16 protein-coding genes are annotated in these 15652 nt (G+C 66.4%); 5 read left to right on the forward strand and 11 right to left on the reverse strand.

Features of this window, described 5'->3' with window-relative positions:
* Together ACFOWB_RS25795 and ACFOWB_RS25800 are read left to right on the forward strand one after the other, a co-directional pair.
* Positions 1 to 384: molybdopterin-dependent oxidoreductase (locus ACFOWB_RS25795; protein WP_378150224.1), on the forward strand; the 384-nt coding region annotated here is incomplete at its 5' end.
* A gap of 225 nt (positions 385 to 609) precedes the next feature.
* Positions 610 to 906, forward strand: coding sequence for a hypothetical protein (locus ACFOWB_RS25800; RefSeq protein ID WP_378150226.1), 297 nt, complete (start codon positions 610 to 612; stop codon positions 904 to 906).
* A gap of 397 nt (positions 907 to 1303) precedes the next feature.
* On the opposite strand, the gene ACFOWB_RS25805 is transcribed toward ACFOWB_RS25800, so the two are convergent.
* From ACFOWB_RS25805 to ACFOWB_RS25855, 11 genes are all read right to left on the reverse strand, one after another.
* The gene (locus tag ACFOWB_RS25805) at positions 1304 to 1846 is read right to left on the reverse strand and encodes a glycosyltransferase (protein WP_378150228.1); all 543 of its coding nucleotides are present in this window, start codon (positions 1844 to 1846) and stop codon (positions 1304 to 1306) included.
* Entirely contained in the window at positions 1843 to 2427 is a 585-nt protein-coding gene (locus tag ACFOWB_RS25810; protein ID WP_261405363.1) for a class I SAM-dependent DNA methyltransferase, read from the reverse strand. The genes ACFOWB_RS25805 and ACFOWB_RS25810 overlap by 4 nt, the downstream gene beginning before the upstream one ends.
* Positions 2417 to 3118 (reverse strand): PIG-L deacetylase family protein, encoded by a 702-nt coding sequence (locus tag ACFOWB_RS25815; protein WP_261405362.1) that lies wholly within the window; start codon positions 3116 to 3118, stop codon positions 2417 to 2419. The genes ACFOWB_RS25810 and ACFOWB_RS25815 overlap by 11 nt, the downstream gene beginning before the upstream one ends.
* Positions 3115 to 4212 carry an acyl-CoA dehydrogenase gene (locus ACFOWB_RS25820; RefSeq protein ID WP_378150231.1) on the reverse strand — a complete coding sequence of 366 codons (1098 nt, stop codon included), beginning with the start codon at positions 4210 to 4212 and terminating at the stop codon, positions 3115 to 3117. Before ACFOWB_RS25820 ends, ACFOWB_RS25815 begins: the two co-directional genes overlap by 4 nt.
* Positions 4213 to 4217: 5 nt before the next feature.
* On the reverse strand, positions 4218 to 5249 hold the full coding sequence (locus tag ACFOWB_RS25825; RefSeq protein ID WP_261405360.1) for a glycosyltransferase: 1032 nt from the start codon (positions 5247 to 5249) through the stop codon (positions 4218 to 4220).
* Complete coding sequence (locus tag ACFOWB_RS25830) at positions 5246 to 6217, reverse strand: glycosyltransferase (RefSeq protein WP_378150234.1); 972 nt, start codon at positions 6215 to 6217, stop codon at positions 5246 to 5248. The genes ACFOWB_RS25825 and ACFOWB_RS25830 overlap by 4 nt, the downstream gene beginning before the upstream one ends.
* Positions 6214 to 8310, reverse strand: coding sequence for a catalase (locus ACFOWB_RS25835; protein WP_261405358.1), 2097 nt, complete (start codon positions 8308 to 8310; stop codon positions 6214 to 6216). Before ACFOWB_RS25835 ends, ACFOWB_RS25830 begins: the two co-directional genes overlap by 4 nt.
* A gap of 14 nt (positions 8311 to 8324) precedes the next feature.
* On the reverse strand, positions 8325 to 9491 hold the full coding sequence (locus tag ACFOWB_RS25840) for a glycosyltransferase (protein ID WP_261405357.1): 1167 nt from the start codon (positions 9489 to 9491) through the stop codon (positions 8325 to 8327).
* Positions 9492 to 9899: 408 nt separating this feature from the next.
* Complete coding sequence (locus tag ACFOWB_RS25845; protein ID WP_378150237.1) at positions 9900 to 11051, reverse strand: extracellular catalytic domain type 1 short-chain-length polyhydroxyalkanoate depolymerase; 1152 nt, start codon at positions 11049 to 11051, stop codon at positions 9900 to 9902.
* A gap of 28 nt (positions 11052 to 11079) precedes the next feature.
* The gene (locus ACFOWB_RS25850) at positions 11080 to 11496 is read right to left on the reverse strand and encodes a CopG family transcriptional regulator (protein WP_378150239.1); all 417 of its coding nucleotides are present in this window, start codon (positions 11494 to 11496) and stop codon (positions 11080 to 11082) included.
* A gap of 173 nt (positions 11497 to 11669) precedes the next feature.
* Positions 11670 to 11951, reverse strand: a complete 282-nt coding sequence (locus tag ACFOWB_RS25855) for a hypothetical protein (protein ID WP_261405355.1) — start codon at positions 11949 to 11951, stop codon at positions 11670 to 11672.
* Between the two features lie 393 nt (positions 11952 to 12344).
* Between ACFOWB_RS25855 and ACFOWB_RS25860 the strand changes: the two genes are divergently transcribed.
* From ACFOWB_RS25860 to ACFOWB_RS25870, 3 genes are read left to right on the forward strand one after another with little or no spacing between them, the layout of a single operon-like run.
* Positions 12345 to 12950, forward strand: coding sequence for a class I SAM-dependent methyltransferase (locus ACFOWB_RS25860; RefSeq protein WP_378150241.1), 606 nt, complete (start codon positions 12345 to 12347; stop codon positions 12948 to 12950).
* Between the two features lie 13 nt (positions 12951 to 12963).
* On the forward strand, positions 12964 to 13452 hold the full coding sequence (locus tag ACFOWB_RS25865; RefSeq protein WP_378150243.1) for a (2Fe-2S)-binding protein: 489 nt from the start codon (positions 12964 to 12966) through the stop codon (positions 13450 to 13452).
* Complete coding sequence (locus ACFOWB_RS25870; protein WP_378150245.1) at positions 13449 to 15635, forward strand: xanthine dehydrogenase family protein molybdopterin-binding subunit; 2187 nt, start codon at positions 13449 to 13451, stop codon at positions 15633 to 15635. The genes ACFOWB_RS25865 and ACFOWB_RS25870 overlap by 4 nt, the downstream gene beginning before the upstream one ends.
* Positions 15636 to 15652: the final 17 nt, after the last annotated feature.

Consider the following 15652-nt stretch of genomic DNA (forward strand, 5'->3'; position numbering starts at 1 on the left):
TGGAGCTGCATCGGCAAGTGGACCGGCGCTCCGCTCGCCGCGCTCATCGAGAAGGCGCGGCTGAAGCCGCAGGCGCGGTATGTCGTGTTCCACTGCGCGGACACGATGGAGAACGCCGAGGACGGCTCGCCAGTCCGCTACTACGAGAGCGTCGATCTCGTGGATGCCGTCCACCCGCAAACGATCCTCGCCTACGAAATGAACGGCCAACCGCTGAAGGTCGAGCACGGCGCGCCGCTCAGGCTGCGGGTGGAACGTCAGCTCGGCTACAAGATGGCCAAATACGTCATGAGGATCGAAGCCGTCGCCAGTTTCGACGAGATCGGCGGCGGAAAGGGCGGCTATTGGGAAGACAATGGATACGCCTGGTACGCTGGCATCTGAGCAATCTCCGGATATGTATTTATATGTATCAATATTCGTTCCGCTCGTTCTAAAAAAATATAATCCAGAATTTTACGCGCGATGAGAAACAAAAATCTCCAGAGCTTCGTATTGTTAAATGACTGACGTCATTTCGGTCGCTTATTCGAGTGGTCCGAGCGGGCGCAGCATTGCTGGGCTTCACTGATCTCTCTCGTTTAAGTCCTCAAATAATAAGGAAACGTCATGACCTTCAAAAATATCTTCACGACCAGCGCCGCCGCAGCCCTGCTCGCTGCCTCGACCTCCTTCGCCATGGCTCAGGCCACCGGCACGGAAAACAACGCAACCAGCGGCTCGCAGACCGACGGGATGAAAATGAAGGACTCGTCTGGCTCGATGAAGAGCGAGATGAAGGGCGGCTCGTCGTCCGGATCGATGGAGATGAAGGGCGAGAAGCCGACCTCCGCCGGCAGCTCCGACAATCAGGCCAAGGATCTCCGCGGCCATAGCGAAACCCCTACGACCGGCTCTGGCAAGTAAATCACCTAGGTTGACTCATGCGCTCCGCCGGCGTCTCCGGTGGAGCGCTACAGCGTCTTGAGAAACTTGAAGCCTGCGTGCCCCTGCTTGGCGGAACTCGGCGATGTCATTGTCGCTTCCCCCGGTTATCGTCCGTTCGCCGGACTTAGCGCCGACGGATCACTTCGTCTGCAAGCGTAATGAGGCCGCGCGCTTCGAAGGCGTCGAGCCAACCACGCATCGGCCAGACGCCCCACTTCGCGTGAAACGTCTCTGCGTTTCGAAGAATGTCGTTGAGATGTTCGATTGGCGGATCGGACACCGGATGATGCTGATGGAAGGCCCCGGGTCCCGCCATCAGAAGCAACGGCAGACCTGAGGCTTTTGCGCGAAACCCAAAGTCGGTGTCTTCGGCGCCTTAGCCGGTGAACGCCTCGTCGAAGCCGCCCAAGGCCGCGAAGCGATTGCGCCGAATCCCGAAGGCCAGCGACCAGAACAGGCCGGCGTTCGACTCCTTCGACAGCCCTGAAGTCGGGAACGGTCGCACCGGATGCGGCGCCCCTCTACGGATCAGATCGTCCTCCCGCCAAACCTTACGGGCGTCTTCGGGTCCGAGATAAAGCACTTCCGGGCAGATCAGCGCATCGTGGGCGCCGAGTGTCTCCGACATCGCGGCGACGAGGCGTGCGGCGGGGATGCAATCGACGTCGAGGAACAGGAGATGGTCATGCTGGGCGCTCGACGCCGCGCGGTTTCGGGCGGCGGCCAGCGGTAGGCCCTCGCCTGCGATCCTTTCCCTGCGGACCGGGAAAGGTGTTTCGGGGAGTTCATCCGGCGCCCCGCCCATATCGACAATGACGAGTTCATCGGGCGGGAGATCGCTGCGCCTCAAACCTTCTATGAGGTTCGCCAGATGGCCGGCGCGGCCTTTTGCGAGCGTGAGGACGCTGAGGCCTGTCAACGCCGACGCCAGAGGTCGAGCCGGTACTGGGCTGCGCGCTCGGCTCGCAAGACCTCGGGGCCGCCCTCAAACCCTGCGCTCAAGCCTTCAACAGCCTCGTCGGCCGTCTGTGGATAATCGGTCTCACCGGTCCAATGGACCATAAGAAGCTCGCCGTCGATCGCCAGATGGCTGAGCAGCCAGGCGGCCGCGAGGGCTAGATCATCGCTCCCCCAGTAGTAGGCCACCTCGGACAGCACCACGAGATCGAAGCGGCAGTCGACCGGGGCATCGAGCGGGAACGTCATCCGCTGGACGCGGACATTCTTCAGATCCGCGCAGCGCTCACGGGCGCGGTCGAGCGCGGTCGCGCTGGCGTCGATCGCGAAAAGCTCGCGGGCATGCGCTGCGAGCCTGCGGGTGAGCACGCCGTTGGCGCATCCGACCTCGAGCGCACGGAGATATCGACGACTGCCTAAGGCGGCGATCGTGCGGTCGTATTTCGCAGCTTCGTAAGCGCTGGTCTCGAACCCCCATGGATCTGACGTTTCGGCGTACATGCGCTCGAAATAGTCCGGCGTCAGCGAGCGCTTATCCTCCATGGGCGGCGCTCCTCACATAAAGCAGGTCGAACGGCGGAGACTTGAAATGGCGCGTCGGTAGCCGAAAACCTTCGCCCTCGAGCGGAGTCGTCTGGCTGCGATGCGCCGCCAGCGCGAGGCGCCGCGGACCGGTCGGGGCGACGCCGGTGCGCAGCGCGCGATAGCTTCCGTCAGGCGGACCGTCCGCCCATACGAGATATTCGAACACGGCGAGGGGCAGGAAGGCGCGCTTCTGGAGCGCGTAGGCGAGGCGACATGCGGCCTCGTGATCGCAATGCGGCTCATGCAGCGCGGTGACCGCAACAGCGTCGACGCGCTCGCGGCGGCAATGGGCTGAGAGACGAGAAAGCGCGCGCTCGAACGCCGGCTCGCCTTCCGCCGGCGGAGCGGCGTCGGGCCAGTCGAGGAACGTCACCGCGGGCGCGGCGGGCGCGAGCCGCCTCATAGCGCGCTCGGCCTCGCGTCGCCTCAACGCGACAAGCATCGCGCGGCTGCGACCATCGGCGTGAGGATGCGACCCGGCGCCGTCGGTCACGAAGGCGACGCCGGCGAGCCGTCCCCGTCTCGCGGCGGTGGCGATCAGCGCGCCCGCCCCGATCGTCTCGTCGTCGGCATGCGGGGCGAGCACCAGCCAGCGCGCGGTCGCCCATTGACTGCGTGACAGCGGTTGGGCGGAGACGCCGGATGTCACCAAAGTTCGTCTCCTGCGCCCCAGACATCATGATCGAGCCACGCGATCGCCGCCTGATCACGCGCGTGGTCGGGCCCCGCCTGACGCAAATAGAGGCTCAAGTCGCGGGTGATCTTGTCGATGCGCTGCCCCTCGAACGCGCTGCGCGTGCCGGCGAGACGGGCGGCCGCCTCCATCGCATCGAGCGCGGCGCGTTCTACGACCCCGCGCGTCATCTGCACAAAGGGGACCGCGTCGGGGTCGTCGGCGGCGGCTCGGACCGCGGCCTCGCGGGTCCAGAGATAGGCGGTGCGCACCGCGGCCACCGCGGCGCCAAAGGTCGCGCGCTGGAGGGGATCGGCGCGCGCTCCGTCCGACATCACGTTTCTCGTCTCGACGAGCAGCGCCTCTGCGCCACCGAGTTGGACTGCACAGAATCGCCAGGCTCCCGCAGTGAAGCGCGGCTCGCGATCATAGTCGCCCGGCCCGCCGAGAAGATCGTCCTCGGTGAGACGCAAACCGCCGACGTCATATGTCCCGCTCATTGTTGCGCGCATGCCGCGAACCCGCCAGCTGGCATTGTCGGCGCGCTCGGGCGCGTTGGCGGGCACTATCGCAAGCCGCCGAAGGCCTTCCGCTGGCTGAGCCGTGATGACGGCGAAATCGATTCCGCCGGCCCCGGTCGCAAAGCGCTTCGCTCCTGTCAGCCGCCAGCCGAACGGATCCGCTTCGAGCGTGACGCCAGGCTTAGGTTCCGTCGCCCAGCAACCGAAGATCCGCCCGAGGCTCAGATCGTCTCTCAGGCGCCGTTTCTGCGCTTCCGAGCCATACCAGTTGTACAGCTTCAGGGCGTTCACGTGACCTTCGAAGATGCGGCCAAGGCTCAGGTCGGCGCGTCCAACGAGACGAAGGCAATCGAGCAAAGCAATGTTTTCCGCCGTCGGATCTGTGAAACGCTGCCCGCCGCACTCTTCTGGCGCGAAGGTCGCGTGGAGACCGCTGCGAACCAAAAGCGCCAAGCTGTCAGCCGGATAGTCAGGGGCCGCGTCATAGCGGGCGCCGAGTTCAGTCAGTGCGCTTGAGAGCATGTAGAGATGCAGGGCCGTGGACGGCATGTTTGTCATCGGCCCGCGACCTCGAGCAGGAACGCGGCCGCCTTCTCGGTTCCCTGCGAGTCGTGCAGGGCATAGATGCGCTGTCTATCAAGCCGCCGAGCGCGCTCAAGAACCTCGGGCCAGTCCGCAGCTTCGGGCCATTTGTCCAACACCACGGCGGCGTCGAGAGCGCGGAGACGACGTCCTTTGGCGACCTGCTCCCCATAGGGGCGCGGCTCAGGCAGGCAGACGAAGGGGCGCGCCGCGGCCGCGACCGCGCCGAGCACGCCGTCGCCCGCGGCTCCGATCACGACGCCGGCCTGAGCGATCTCGCGGTCAGCGTCGCTCACCCACCCAAGCATCTTCAGATTGTCCGGCACGACCGGGGCCGGTTTGACCGAACCGATGACCCGCCACCTGAGATCCGGCGTCGACCTGGCCGCAGCGGCCAGTCGCTCTCCGTCGATGACGGAGCCGCCGGCGCCGACCACGACCAGAACCACCCGGTCGCAAGGCCTGGGGGCCGCGCCGGGACCAGTGAGGCCAGGCGCATACCGGGTCTTGGCGAGGATCCAGTCCGCCATCTCCGGATCGTCCAGGTCGGCGTGAAACGGCGACAGCAACGCCCGGGCGCCCCGAAAAGCGTCGAGATGGGCGGGATCGTTGCGGTGTCCCGCAAGACGCACATAGATCGTCGGCGTCGCGCAGAGCCGGGCCAGCATCGCGGTTTCGACCGAAACATCGACCACGATCGCGGCCGGCTTCTCACGCGCGATCCACTCGACCATCGCAAGGTTTCGGGCGCGAACGCCGTCATGGGCGATGGGCGCGTAATGGAGCGCGTCCGGCCGTTCGGCTCCGCCGTCGAACCCCTCGAAAGTGTTGTCTTTCGTCAGACGGTCATCTGCGAGATCGATACGTCGAAAGGGCTCCGGTAGGTCGGCCAGTCCGGTGCCGATCAGGGTGAAGCGGTTCGGCGCGTGGGCGGCGATCGCCATGGCGCGCTGGCGGTGACCTTGCCCGTGATGGTGGACGTAATAGCCGATCGCGCCGCTCATCGGACTGTCTCCGGCTCAAGAGCCATGTCGCATGGCATCGGCGGCAGCGTCGGCTCGAGCCTTGCGATTTCAGCGTAGCCGTCTGGACGGCCGCGTAGCGCGCGCCGCCATTCGGCGCGCTCTCGCCAATGTCTGAAACCTGGCGCCGTCAGCGTCCGGGGACGATCGGGATCGCCTGAGAGCGCCACCATGGCCTCGGCCATGCCGCCCGCGGCACGGCCGACGAGCCGGGGCGAGACCTTGACTTGGACGTCGATTGGATGGGCCAGCCGACCTCCCATGGCTACAACGGCGTTCACCAGCGCTACGTCCTCGCCGAGCGGAACGACGGGGACGCCGCCGACCGCGCGATAGGCTTTTGCGGTGACCGCAAGACTGGCGCCGGTGTGGTCGCCGTGACGCGGCTGCGGGTCCCATGGCTTCGGGTCGATTTCGTCCTCGATCGTCCTGACGATCGCCCAATAGCGCGCGAGCAACGCCCAGCGATCGATGATCGCGGAGGCGGCGGGCTCATCCTCGTCGAGGGCGAGAGCGCCGCCGACGATGTCGGCGCCTGCGGCGATGGCCTTCAGGTTCGCAGCCACCCAATTTGGCGGCGGCCGGGCGTCGGCATCCGTTGTCAGCAGTACGCCGGTTCCGCCGAGCCGCCTGAAGCCGAGGTCCATGGCGCGCCGTCGGGCTGAACCAGCATGCGCCAGATCTTCCGGAAACACGTGCTCGTCAAGATGGATGTCCAATCGATCGACGTGGCGCCGGCCGACGGCCTCGATCACGTAGCGGGAGGCGTCGGTGGTGTTGTTAAGCGCGATCACCACTGGAATCGCACCGAGATGGTCTTGCGCCGCGAGGGCCGCGAGCAGCCGTCCGATGCGATGGACTTCATCGCGCGCCGGCACGCAAACGCAGAAGCCCCCGACGGTAATCGCCAGGGGCGGAAGATGCCGGTGGCTGGTCACGTCGGCGCTCAAGCGAGGATGCGGACGCTCGGCTCGCGATCCCACTGACGGGTGCGCGCCGGTGTGAGGAACGCATCCGCCCCCCCTCCAAGATCCACGACGCCTGCGTCAGGCTCGACGCCCGCCTTGTCGAGTAGGGGTTGAGCTTCCTCGGTATGGCCGATCGCCTTCAGATGACCGAAGGCGTCCTTGGCGAAGTCGACGGCCGCGCCTTCCTTCAGGAGCCCGGAACACCCGGCCTGGGACGCGACGATCGCGACCGCGTCGAAAATCACGGACGGCGCGCCCTGAAGCTGGGCGTCGGCCTTCAGCTTCTTGCCACCTTTGAGCGTCACGCCGCCGATCTTGAGCGCGACGATCTTGACCTTGGCGCCTTCACCTTCGGCCGCGGCCTTCAGCGCGTCTACTATCTTGCCGTCGGCGTCGTCGGTCACGAGCACGCCGATCTGCCGGCCTTCGAGCGTCTCGGGATATTTGCCGACGATGCGGAGCGCCGGCGACAGATCGAGGTCGATCGGCTCGACCGCGGCGTCCGCCTTTTTCGGCAGGTCGATGGCGAGCCCCGCGGCGACGCGCGTCGCGAGCTCCTCGTCGACATTCATGAGGTTGGCGAGCACGCGCAGACGCACGTGGTTGAGCGAAACCTTCGACAGCTCGAACACGATCGCGCTCGCGAGATGGGCCTGTTCCGGACCTGTCTGCGACCTGAAGAACAGACGCGCCTGGCTGAAGTGGTCGGCGAAAGTCTCCGACCGGATGCGAATCTTGGTCCCTTCGAGCGGGACAGCGGCCGTGCGGAAGCCGCCCTTCGGATCGGCGCGCGGGCCGCCGTCCTCTCCGGACTCGCTAAGGCTGTTCGGCTCGTAGTTGGCGCGGCCCTTCGAAACGTGCGTCTGCATCTGCCCGTCGCGCTGGAAGTTCTGGAACGGGCAGCCCTTGGCCTGGTTGATCGGGATCTGGTGGAAGTTCACCGTGCCGAGCCGAGACAGCTGGGTGTCTTGGTAGGAGAACAGCCGCCCTTGCAGCAGCGGATCCTCCGACACGTCGATTCCGGGCGGCATGTTGGTCGGCAGGAAGGCGACCTGCTCGGTCTCGGCGAAGAAGTTGTCGGGGTTGCGGTTCAGCACCATGCGGCCGATGATGCGGATCGGCGCGACCTCCTCGGGCACGAGCTTGGTCGCGTCGAGGATGTCGAACGGCAGCGCGTCGGCTTCTTTCTGCGTGAAGAGCTGGACGCCGAACTCCCATTCGGGGAACGAGCCGTCGGCGATCGCCTCATAAAGGTCGCGGCGGTGGTAGTCCGGGTCGGCGCCGGCGATCTTGACCGCCTCGTCCCAGCAGGTGGACTGCGTCCCGAGCTTGGGCCGCCAGTGGAATTTGACCAGCGTCGCGACGCCGTCCTCGTTCAAAAGGCGGAAGGTGTTGACGCCGAACCCCTCCATCATTCTGAGCGAGCGCGGAATGCCTCGGTCGGACATCGCCCACATGTTCATGTGGGTCGACTCAGGCATCAGGCTGATGAAGTCCCAAAATGTGTCGTGCGCGGAAGCCGCCTGTGGATAGCCGCTGTCGGCCTCCATCTTCACCGAGTGGATCAGGTCCGGAAACTTGATCGCATCCTGGATGAAGAACACCGGGATGTTGTTGCCGACGAGGTCCCAGTTGCCTTCGTTCGTATAGAACTTCACCGCGAAGCCGCGGACGTCGCGCGGGGTGTCGACCGATCCTGCGCCGCCGGCCACCGTGGAGAAGCGCGTGAAGACTTCCGTCTTCTTGCCGACCTCGGTCAGCACCTTCGCGGTGGTGACGTCGGCGAGCGACTCCGTCAACTCGAAGAAGCCGTGGGCCGCCGATCCGCGCGCATGGACGATGCGCTCCGGAATGCGTTCGTGGTCAAAGTGGTGGATCTTCTCCCGGAGAACGAAGTCCTCGAGCAGCGTCGGGCCTCGGCCGCCGCCCTTCAGCGAGTTCTGGTTGTCGCTTATCGGAACGCCGTGATTGGTTGTGATCCGGGCTTCGGGCACCGAGGCGGTCTGGTGAAGTTCGCCACCCGCGCCATGAGAGGCCTCAGCGGTCGGCTTCTTTGTCTTTTTGGCGTCAGCCATGATGGGCGTCCTTGTCAAACGGGGACCGGCGCGGAGATGCGCGCCGTAAGGTTCGCGGCGGTCTTGGCGGCCGCCCGGATCGGATGGGCGTGCCGGGTCAGGCGCTCGTAGATGAGCTCGTAGCCGTCGATCATCGCCTCGGCGTCGCAATGCGCCTCAGCCCGGCGGCGGCAGGCGCGTCGATCAAGCCGCTGGGCCTCAAGCGCCGCAGCCGCGAGCGATCCGACGTCGTCGGGCGTCGCCAGCACGCCGGAGAACAGGTCGAGGATTTCGGGAATCGCGCCGCGCGCGAAGGCCGCGACCGGCACGCCGCAGGCGAGCGCTTCCGCCACGACGAGGCCGTAGGGCTCCTCCCATTGCGGGGTGCAAAGAAGCGCTCGCGCTCCGCCGACTGCTCGCGACAGTTCGGGATGGGCGAGATGGCCGAGATAGACGATGTCGGAGCCGAGCCTCGGCGCGATCTTCTGTTCGTAGAAATCAGCGTCCAAGATTGGGCCGGCGATCCGCAACCTCGCGCCGATAGATCGGGCCGCGTCGATCGCGAGATCGAGACCTTTTTCGGGAACGATGCGGCCAAACCAGATCAAATAGGGCTCTACATCCGGCGTGGCCCGGAAAGCGAAGCGCGCCAGGTCGATGCCGTTTGTGACGACATCGTCGATCTTCGCGACAGGGCTCCATGCGTTGCGGATTGACTGCGACACGCCGACGAACACCGAACGAGGCGCAGCGCAGAGCCGCACGCCGCTTTCAAGCCAGCAGAACGGTGGCGTGTGCAGCGTCGTGACCATCGGGGCCGAAAGGGTGTCGGCCATCGACACGGGCAGATAGTGCAGCGAGTTGTTGTGAATGACGTCGAACGAGCGCCGTCGGAGATGGCTCATCAGGCTCAGATAGGCGTGATGCTCTTTGAAAAATGGAACGTCTGAGGCTTCCTCAAGCCCAAGTTCCGTCAACGCCGTCTCTTCGCAGATCGCCTCGAGGCCGATCCGAGGATCGGAGGCCGTCGAAGCGAACACCGTCACGTGATGACCTCGCCGCCGGAGGCCGCTGGCGAGCGAGAACGTGTGAGCCTCGAGGCCGCCAGCGAACGGCTCTGCGATCGGATGTCTCAAATGCGATATGACGCCAATACGCAAGCGATCGTCCTGTCCTAAAGCTTGAAAACAGCTGACGCGCACAGCGACTGCGGCGCATTCTCTGCGGACCGCGCGGGCGTGAAGTGAATCGGCCTAAAATCGAGGGCGCCCGAGCGGGCTTGAAGCGCCTTAAGTCGCCACCCAACGCGTGGGCGTCTTAAGAGCCAAATGTTTTGCAAGCAGTTCCGTTCCAAATTTATTTTGACATATTTGAAAAGTGCGTTTGCCTTGATAAGTTAAGCTGAAATTTATTTTGCGCGCCCGTGCTTTCTCCAGCTGGCCTCATAGATTTTAAATGATTGTGGCAAATATTACTTTTTTGAGTGCGAAGTATCGATTTAGCTGGAGCCGGCTCAGCAGTGTTCGCTTTAATCGCCTTCACACCCATGGCCGCGCGATTGAACGGATGATCTCGCCGATGTTGCGAGCCGGCGCGTGCATTCCGAAGCGTCAAGTTTTGCGGGTAAAGAACCGCATCATCTCCAAAGACGCGTCTGGCCCCATTGGGTCGACGAAGCTGCCGCCGGCCTTGCCGCCGGACCAGGCGTGTCCTGCGCCTTCCACCAGCCAGAGTTCGGCGATGGTGTCGCCCGCCTGATCCGCCATGGTCGTGATTGCAGCGGGGCGATGGCGCGCTTCTCCGGCCGGGACGCGCCGCGTCGAGATGGAGGCTGCGTCAGGCGTCGCCGCATCGAGGATCTTGGTCGCGTTCGATGGATGGACCGTCTTGTCGGCTCCGCCCTGAAATACGATGGTGCGGCCCGGATAGCGTGGTGCCCCTTGAGACTCTCGAGTCTTGCCGCCTCCGCCCATCGCCGCGAAAGCCGATGCGACGTCTTTGGCGGTGTGAGTAGGGAGCCCGGAATGGACGCCGACGGCGGCGTAGAGTTCGGGATAAGTCTCTCCCAACACGGCCGCCATGGCGCCGCCGGCTGAGAGACCGGCGACGAAGACCTGGCTGGGATCGATCCCGAATTCAGCGACGATGAACTGGGTCAGTCCGGCAAGGATCGCTGGCTCGCCGGCGCCCCGGCCTTGATGCTTCGGCTCAAACCAGTTCCAGCATCCGTTGGCGTTGTCGGAGCGCGTCTGGCCCGGATAGGCGACAGCGAAGCCGCGCGTCTCGGCGACGTCGTTCATGCCGGTGCCGCGCGCGAAGTCGTCCGGGTTCTGCGTGCAGCCGTGAAGCATGACGATCAGTCCGCGCGGCCGTGCGGGCGCGGAGGCGGGAATATAAAGTCTGTAGGATCTCGCGCCCGCCGCGCAGACGAAGTCGCGGGTTTCGAACCGGGCCCCGCCTGGAACGGACGTCTCGCCACGCGTCTTTGAACCGGACGCTCCCGACGATTTGGCGAAAGGATCAGGCGTCAAGAGGCCGCCCTTAAAGTGGCGCAGCGCGTCGCCGAGCGACAGCCCAGCCGCCTGAGACCAGCGGGCGTCATCGGCGCCGATCGCTTTTGCCCCGGACGCTGCGTCTGGCGCGGCGGCGACCTCCGGACGCCCGGCGAGGACGGCTTGAATCAACCTAGTGGCCTCTACGAGATTTTGGGCGCGCGTCTCTTTGGACGCCCGGCGCATGGCCGCAGCGAATGCCGTGTTCATGATGACGATCCTGGTTCGGACTTTTGGCCTAATGGATGCGGTCGGCCAGCGCGGCCTTGACCTCGGCGCTGGCCTGCAGCGCGCCGAGAACGGTGATGGAGCCGATGGCCGCGAGCGCGAGGTCGGGCGTGACGTCTGGTTCGATGCGCGTGAGGCCGACGACTTTTACGTGCAGCACTTCGCCGGCGGCTTTGACGGCCTCCAGGTCTGCGCGCGCATAGACCCGAAGGCCGAGTTCAAGGGTGTGCCGGGCGATCGACTGCAAGACGACGTCGTCATGCGCGCGAAGTTGGTTGCGGATGGCTGTGCGGATGAAGTCGGCGCGGTTCGAATAAAACCCTTCCCGAACCAGGAGGTCTGCGCGGCCAAGATCGACGAAGCCCAGGTTGACCGTGATCTTCTCGGTCTCGCCGCCCTTGTCGCGCAGTGTCTGGCTCAAACCCATTCCGCAGTCTCCATCCATCTGGATGGCATATGGATGTTATTTAGATGGACGCAAGGGTCGGATTCCGCGAGGTCTTTATGATCGCCAAGCGTCATGAAGATCCCGGCGGTCGCCATGTGGGGGGACTTGCGACCGCCGGGCGGATCGGGACGTGCGGGCGGCCCGATCCGATTTCAGTTCGCCGTGGCGATATCCGGACAGACGCTGAGGTCGCCGCGCTGCCGCATGGGAGCGCAGGTGATCCGGGCGGCGCCAGGCGAATGGGCGATTGGCAGCCGGTCGCCCTTGGCGGCGCTGTTCGAGATCTCGCTCATGGTCCTGATCGGGTCGCCGCTCCCGGCGTAGCCCACCATCGAGGGCAGCGGCAGCAGCAGGAGCGCGAGCCAGCGCAGATGCCGAAGCCTCGACTTGCGCGGCTTGGCGGATGTCTTGGAGGTCGTCTTGGCGGTCCTCATGAGCGAGCTCCAGTCGACTGATCCGAAAGGGCAAGCGAACTGCCCGCCGGCGCCTCGGCCGCGGCCTCCGAAGCGAGCAGGAGCGATGCGCCAAACACGGCGGCCCGGGCGACGAAGACGACGCAGGCGACGCTCAGTCTGGCGATGCGCATCCGCGCGCTCCCTCTTCGGCTCTGCGATGCGGAGCGTGACGCCGCCGCTATCGCTTTCGCCGATGATGATGGCGGGCCGCTCGGTTGCGGTGGATTGAGTGTTGTTAAGAAATGTTGCGCCGCCAGACCTTTGCCGCGCCGCAATATCTCTTAACAACACTCAATCCACGGCAACGTCCCGGCGCCTCACGGTCCGGCCTCGAAACGGCGAACCACCTTCGCCGCAACCGGGACCCGCCTGATGAGCGCAACGCTGACCCTCGACGGACTGACCTTCCTTCGCGAATGGCTCTCCGCGCCCTTGCGCGTCGGGGCCGTCTTTCCGTCCGGCGCGACGCTCGCGAAGGCGATCACGGCCGAAATCGACGGGGACACCGGAAACGTTGTCGAGCTCGGGCCCGGCACAGGCGTCTTCACCCAGGCGCTGATCGAGCGCGGCGTGGCCGAACGCCGGCTCGCGCTGATCGAGGCGGGTTCGGAATTCGCCGTGCTGCTCGAGGCTAGGTTCCCGCAGGCCACCACGCTCTGGATGGACGCCTCTCAGCTGCGCACGGTCGAGCTTTTCGGCGGCGACGCCGCGGGCGCGGTGTCGAGCGGTCTGCCCCTGCTCTCGATGTCGCCGCGCAAGGTCATTGCGATTCTCGACGGCTCGTTCCGGCACCTTAGGCCCGGCGGCGCCTTCTACCAGTTCACCTACGGGCCGAACTGCCCCGTTCCCCGGCCCATCCTCGATCGCCTCGGCCTCAAGGCGACCCGCGTCGGCCGCGCGCTCGCCAATGTCCCGCCTGCCGCCGTTTACCGGATCCAGCGCCGCTCCCAGCGCCGCCTGCCGGAAGGCTGGAGCTGAAGAGGATCAGGCCATGTCCCATTCCCTCATCGTCAACGGCGAAACGCGCCTCATCGAGGCCGACGGCCGGACGCCGCTCCTCTGGGCGCTGCGCGACACGCTGAAGCTGACCGGGACCAAATATGACTGCGGCGCGGGGCTCTGCGGGGCCTGCACGGTCCATATCGACGGCCAGCCGATGCGGTCCTGCGCGCTCACGATCGAGGACGCCGCGGGGGTGGAGATCGTCACCATTGAGGCGGTCGAAGGCCGCGAGGCCGAGGCGGTGCGCGACGCATGGGTGGCGCGTGACGTGCCGCAATGCGGCTTCTGCCAGTCGGGCCAGGTGATGAGTGCGATCGCGCTGCTGCGCGAGGTGCAGACGCCGAGCGACGCCGACATCGACGCGGCGATGAGCGGGAACCTCTGCCGCTGCGCCACCTACCCGCGCATCCGCGCCGCGATCCACGACGCCGCCGGGGAGCTGCAACGGCAGGCCGGCCGAGAGGAGGCCCGCCGATGAGCGCCGCCGTCGCCGAAAACCCGGCCGAGAAAAAGGGCCGCTTCGCCATGTCCCGCCGCCGGCTGATCCTCGGCGGGACGCTGGTCGGCGGCGCGATGGTCGTCGGCTATGCGGCCACGCACCCGGTCGAGGCGATCGGCTCCGTGCTGCAGGCAGGCGGCGGCGATCCGGAGCCAAGCGTCTTCGGACCCTTCATCCGCATCGACCGCGACGGCTGGATCACGGTCGTCAACAAGCAGCAGGAGATGGGCCAGGGCGTCCATGCGGGCCTCGCCGCGATGGTCGCCGAGGAACTCGACGCCGACTGGGACAAGGTCCGGGTCGTCGAGGCGAGCGGCAATTTTCGCGCCTATGGGCCGCAGTTCACGGCCGGATCCGGCTCGATCGCGGGAAACTGGGACGTGCTGCGAAACGCCGGAGCAGCGGCGCGGGCGATGTTCGTCGCGGCCGCCGCCGACCGCTGGGATACGCCTCGGGAGTCGCTGATGGTGCTCGACGGCGTCGTGTCGCATCTCGGCTCCGGCAAGTCCGCGAGCTTCGTCGAGCTGCTCGAGGACGCCTCGCGCCAGACGCCGCCCGACGCGCCGGAGCTGAAGCTTCCGGAAGCTTACCGCCTCATCGGCACCGACCGCGTGACGCGCAAGGACAGCCTGGCGAAGTCCACCGGCCGCCAGACCTACACGCAGGACGTCCAGCTGCCGGACATACTGACCGCCATGGTCGCCCGCCCCCCGCGCTTCGGTGGGACGCTGAAGACTTTCGACGCCCGCGACACCTTCCGGATCGAGGGCGTGGTCGACGCCTTCGCGATCGGCGACGGCGTCGCGGTGCTGGCGAAAGACGCCTTCGCGGCGCGGCGCGGACGCGAAGCGCTGCGGATCGAGTGGGACGACAGGCAAGCCGAAAAGCGCTCCTCGCCAGAGCTCGTCCGCTGGTTTCGCGAGATCGCGGAGGGGCGGACCGACATCACGCCGAGCGCCTTCCAGACGAAGGGCGACGCCGAGGCCGCATTCGGGCCGGACGCGCTCGAGTTCGGGATCGACTTTCCCTATCTCGCCCACGCGCCGATGGAGACGCAGGACTGCGTCGCCCGCGTCAACGGCTGGGACGTCGAGATCCTGTCGGGCTCCCAGATGGCGACGGTCGACCAGATCCAGGCCGCGCGCGTCGCGCTGACGCTGCCGGGCAAGGTCGAGGTCAAGGTGCTGCCGGCCGGCGGATCCTTCGGTCGGCGCGGCGTCATGGCGGCGGACTGCCTCGTCGAATGCGTACGGATCGCCAAGCGCTCCGACGGCTACCCGGTCAAGCTGATCTGGACGCGCGAGGATGACATGACCGGCGGCTACTACCGCCCGATGGCGCATCACCGCGCCTGGGTCGAGCTCGGCCCGGACGGGTTTCCGGCGCGCTGGCGCCACCACGTGGTCGCGCAGTCGCTGCTGCCGATCGTCACCGAGTTCACTGCCGAGGGCGTCAAGGACAGCCCCTACTTCGCGGGCGCCTCGGTTGTCGACGGCAAGGTGTTCACGCCGAAATTCCCCGTGCCGGTGCAGTTCTGGCGCTCCGTTGGCCACTCCCACTCGGCTATGGCCATGGAGCACATCGTCGACCAGCTCGCGCGCCGCGTCGGCCGCGATCCGGCCGACTACCGGCAGGCGCTCTACGAGAAGGCCGGGGCCGCCAGACGCCTCGCGGTTCTCGCCGCGCTCCGCCAAAAATCTGGATGGGGGACGCTAATCGAGCCCGGATGGGCGCGGGGCATGGCGGTGCATGAGAGTTTTGGCACGGTCGTCGGCCAGGTCGCGGAGGTGCGGCTCGACGGTCCCCGCCCCTCGGTGCGCCGCGTCGTCGGCGTGGTCGATTGCGGCATCGCGGTCTCGCCCGGCCAGATCGCGGCGCAGATGGAGGGCTCTGTGGGCTTCGGCCTCTCGGCCGCGCTCCATGGCGCGATCACGCTGAAGGAGGGGCTCGTCCAGGAGACGAACTTCGACCGCTATCGCTGCCTGCGCATGAACGAGATGCCGGCGGTCGAAACCCACATCCTGCCCTCGACCAACCGCCCAAGCGGCATGGGCGAGCCGGCCGTGCCGCCGATCGCGCCCGCGGTCGCGAACGCGATGCTGGCGCTGACCGGCGAGCCCACTCGCGCGCTGCCCTTCGGACGCGGCGCCGCAGGCCTATGACGAGAGGAGCCCAGCCC

This window comes from Chenggangzhangella methanolivorans, from assembly GCF_042648545.1.
Taxonomy (GTDB): domain Bacteria; phylum Pseudomonadota; class Alphaproteobacteria; order Rhizobiales; family Methylopilaceae; genus Methylopila; species Methylopila methanolivorans.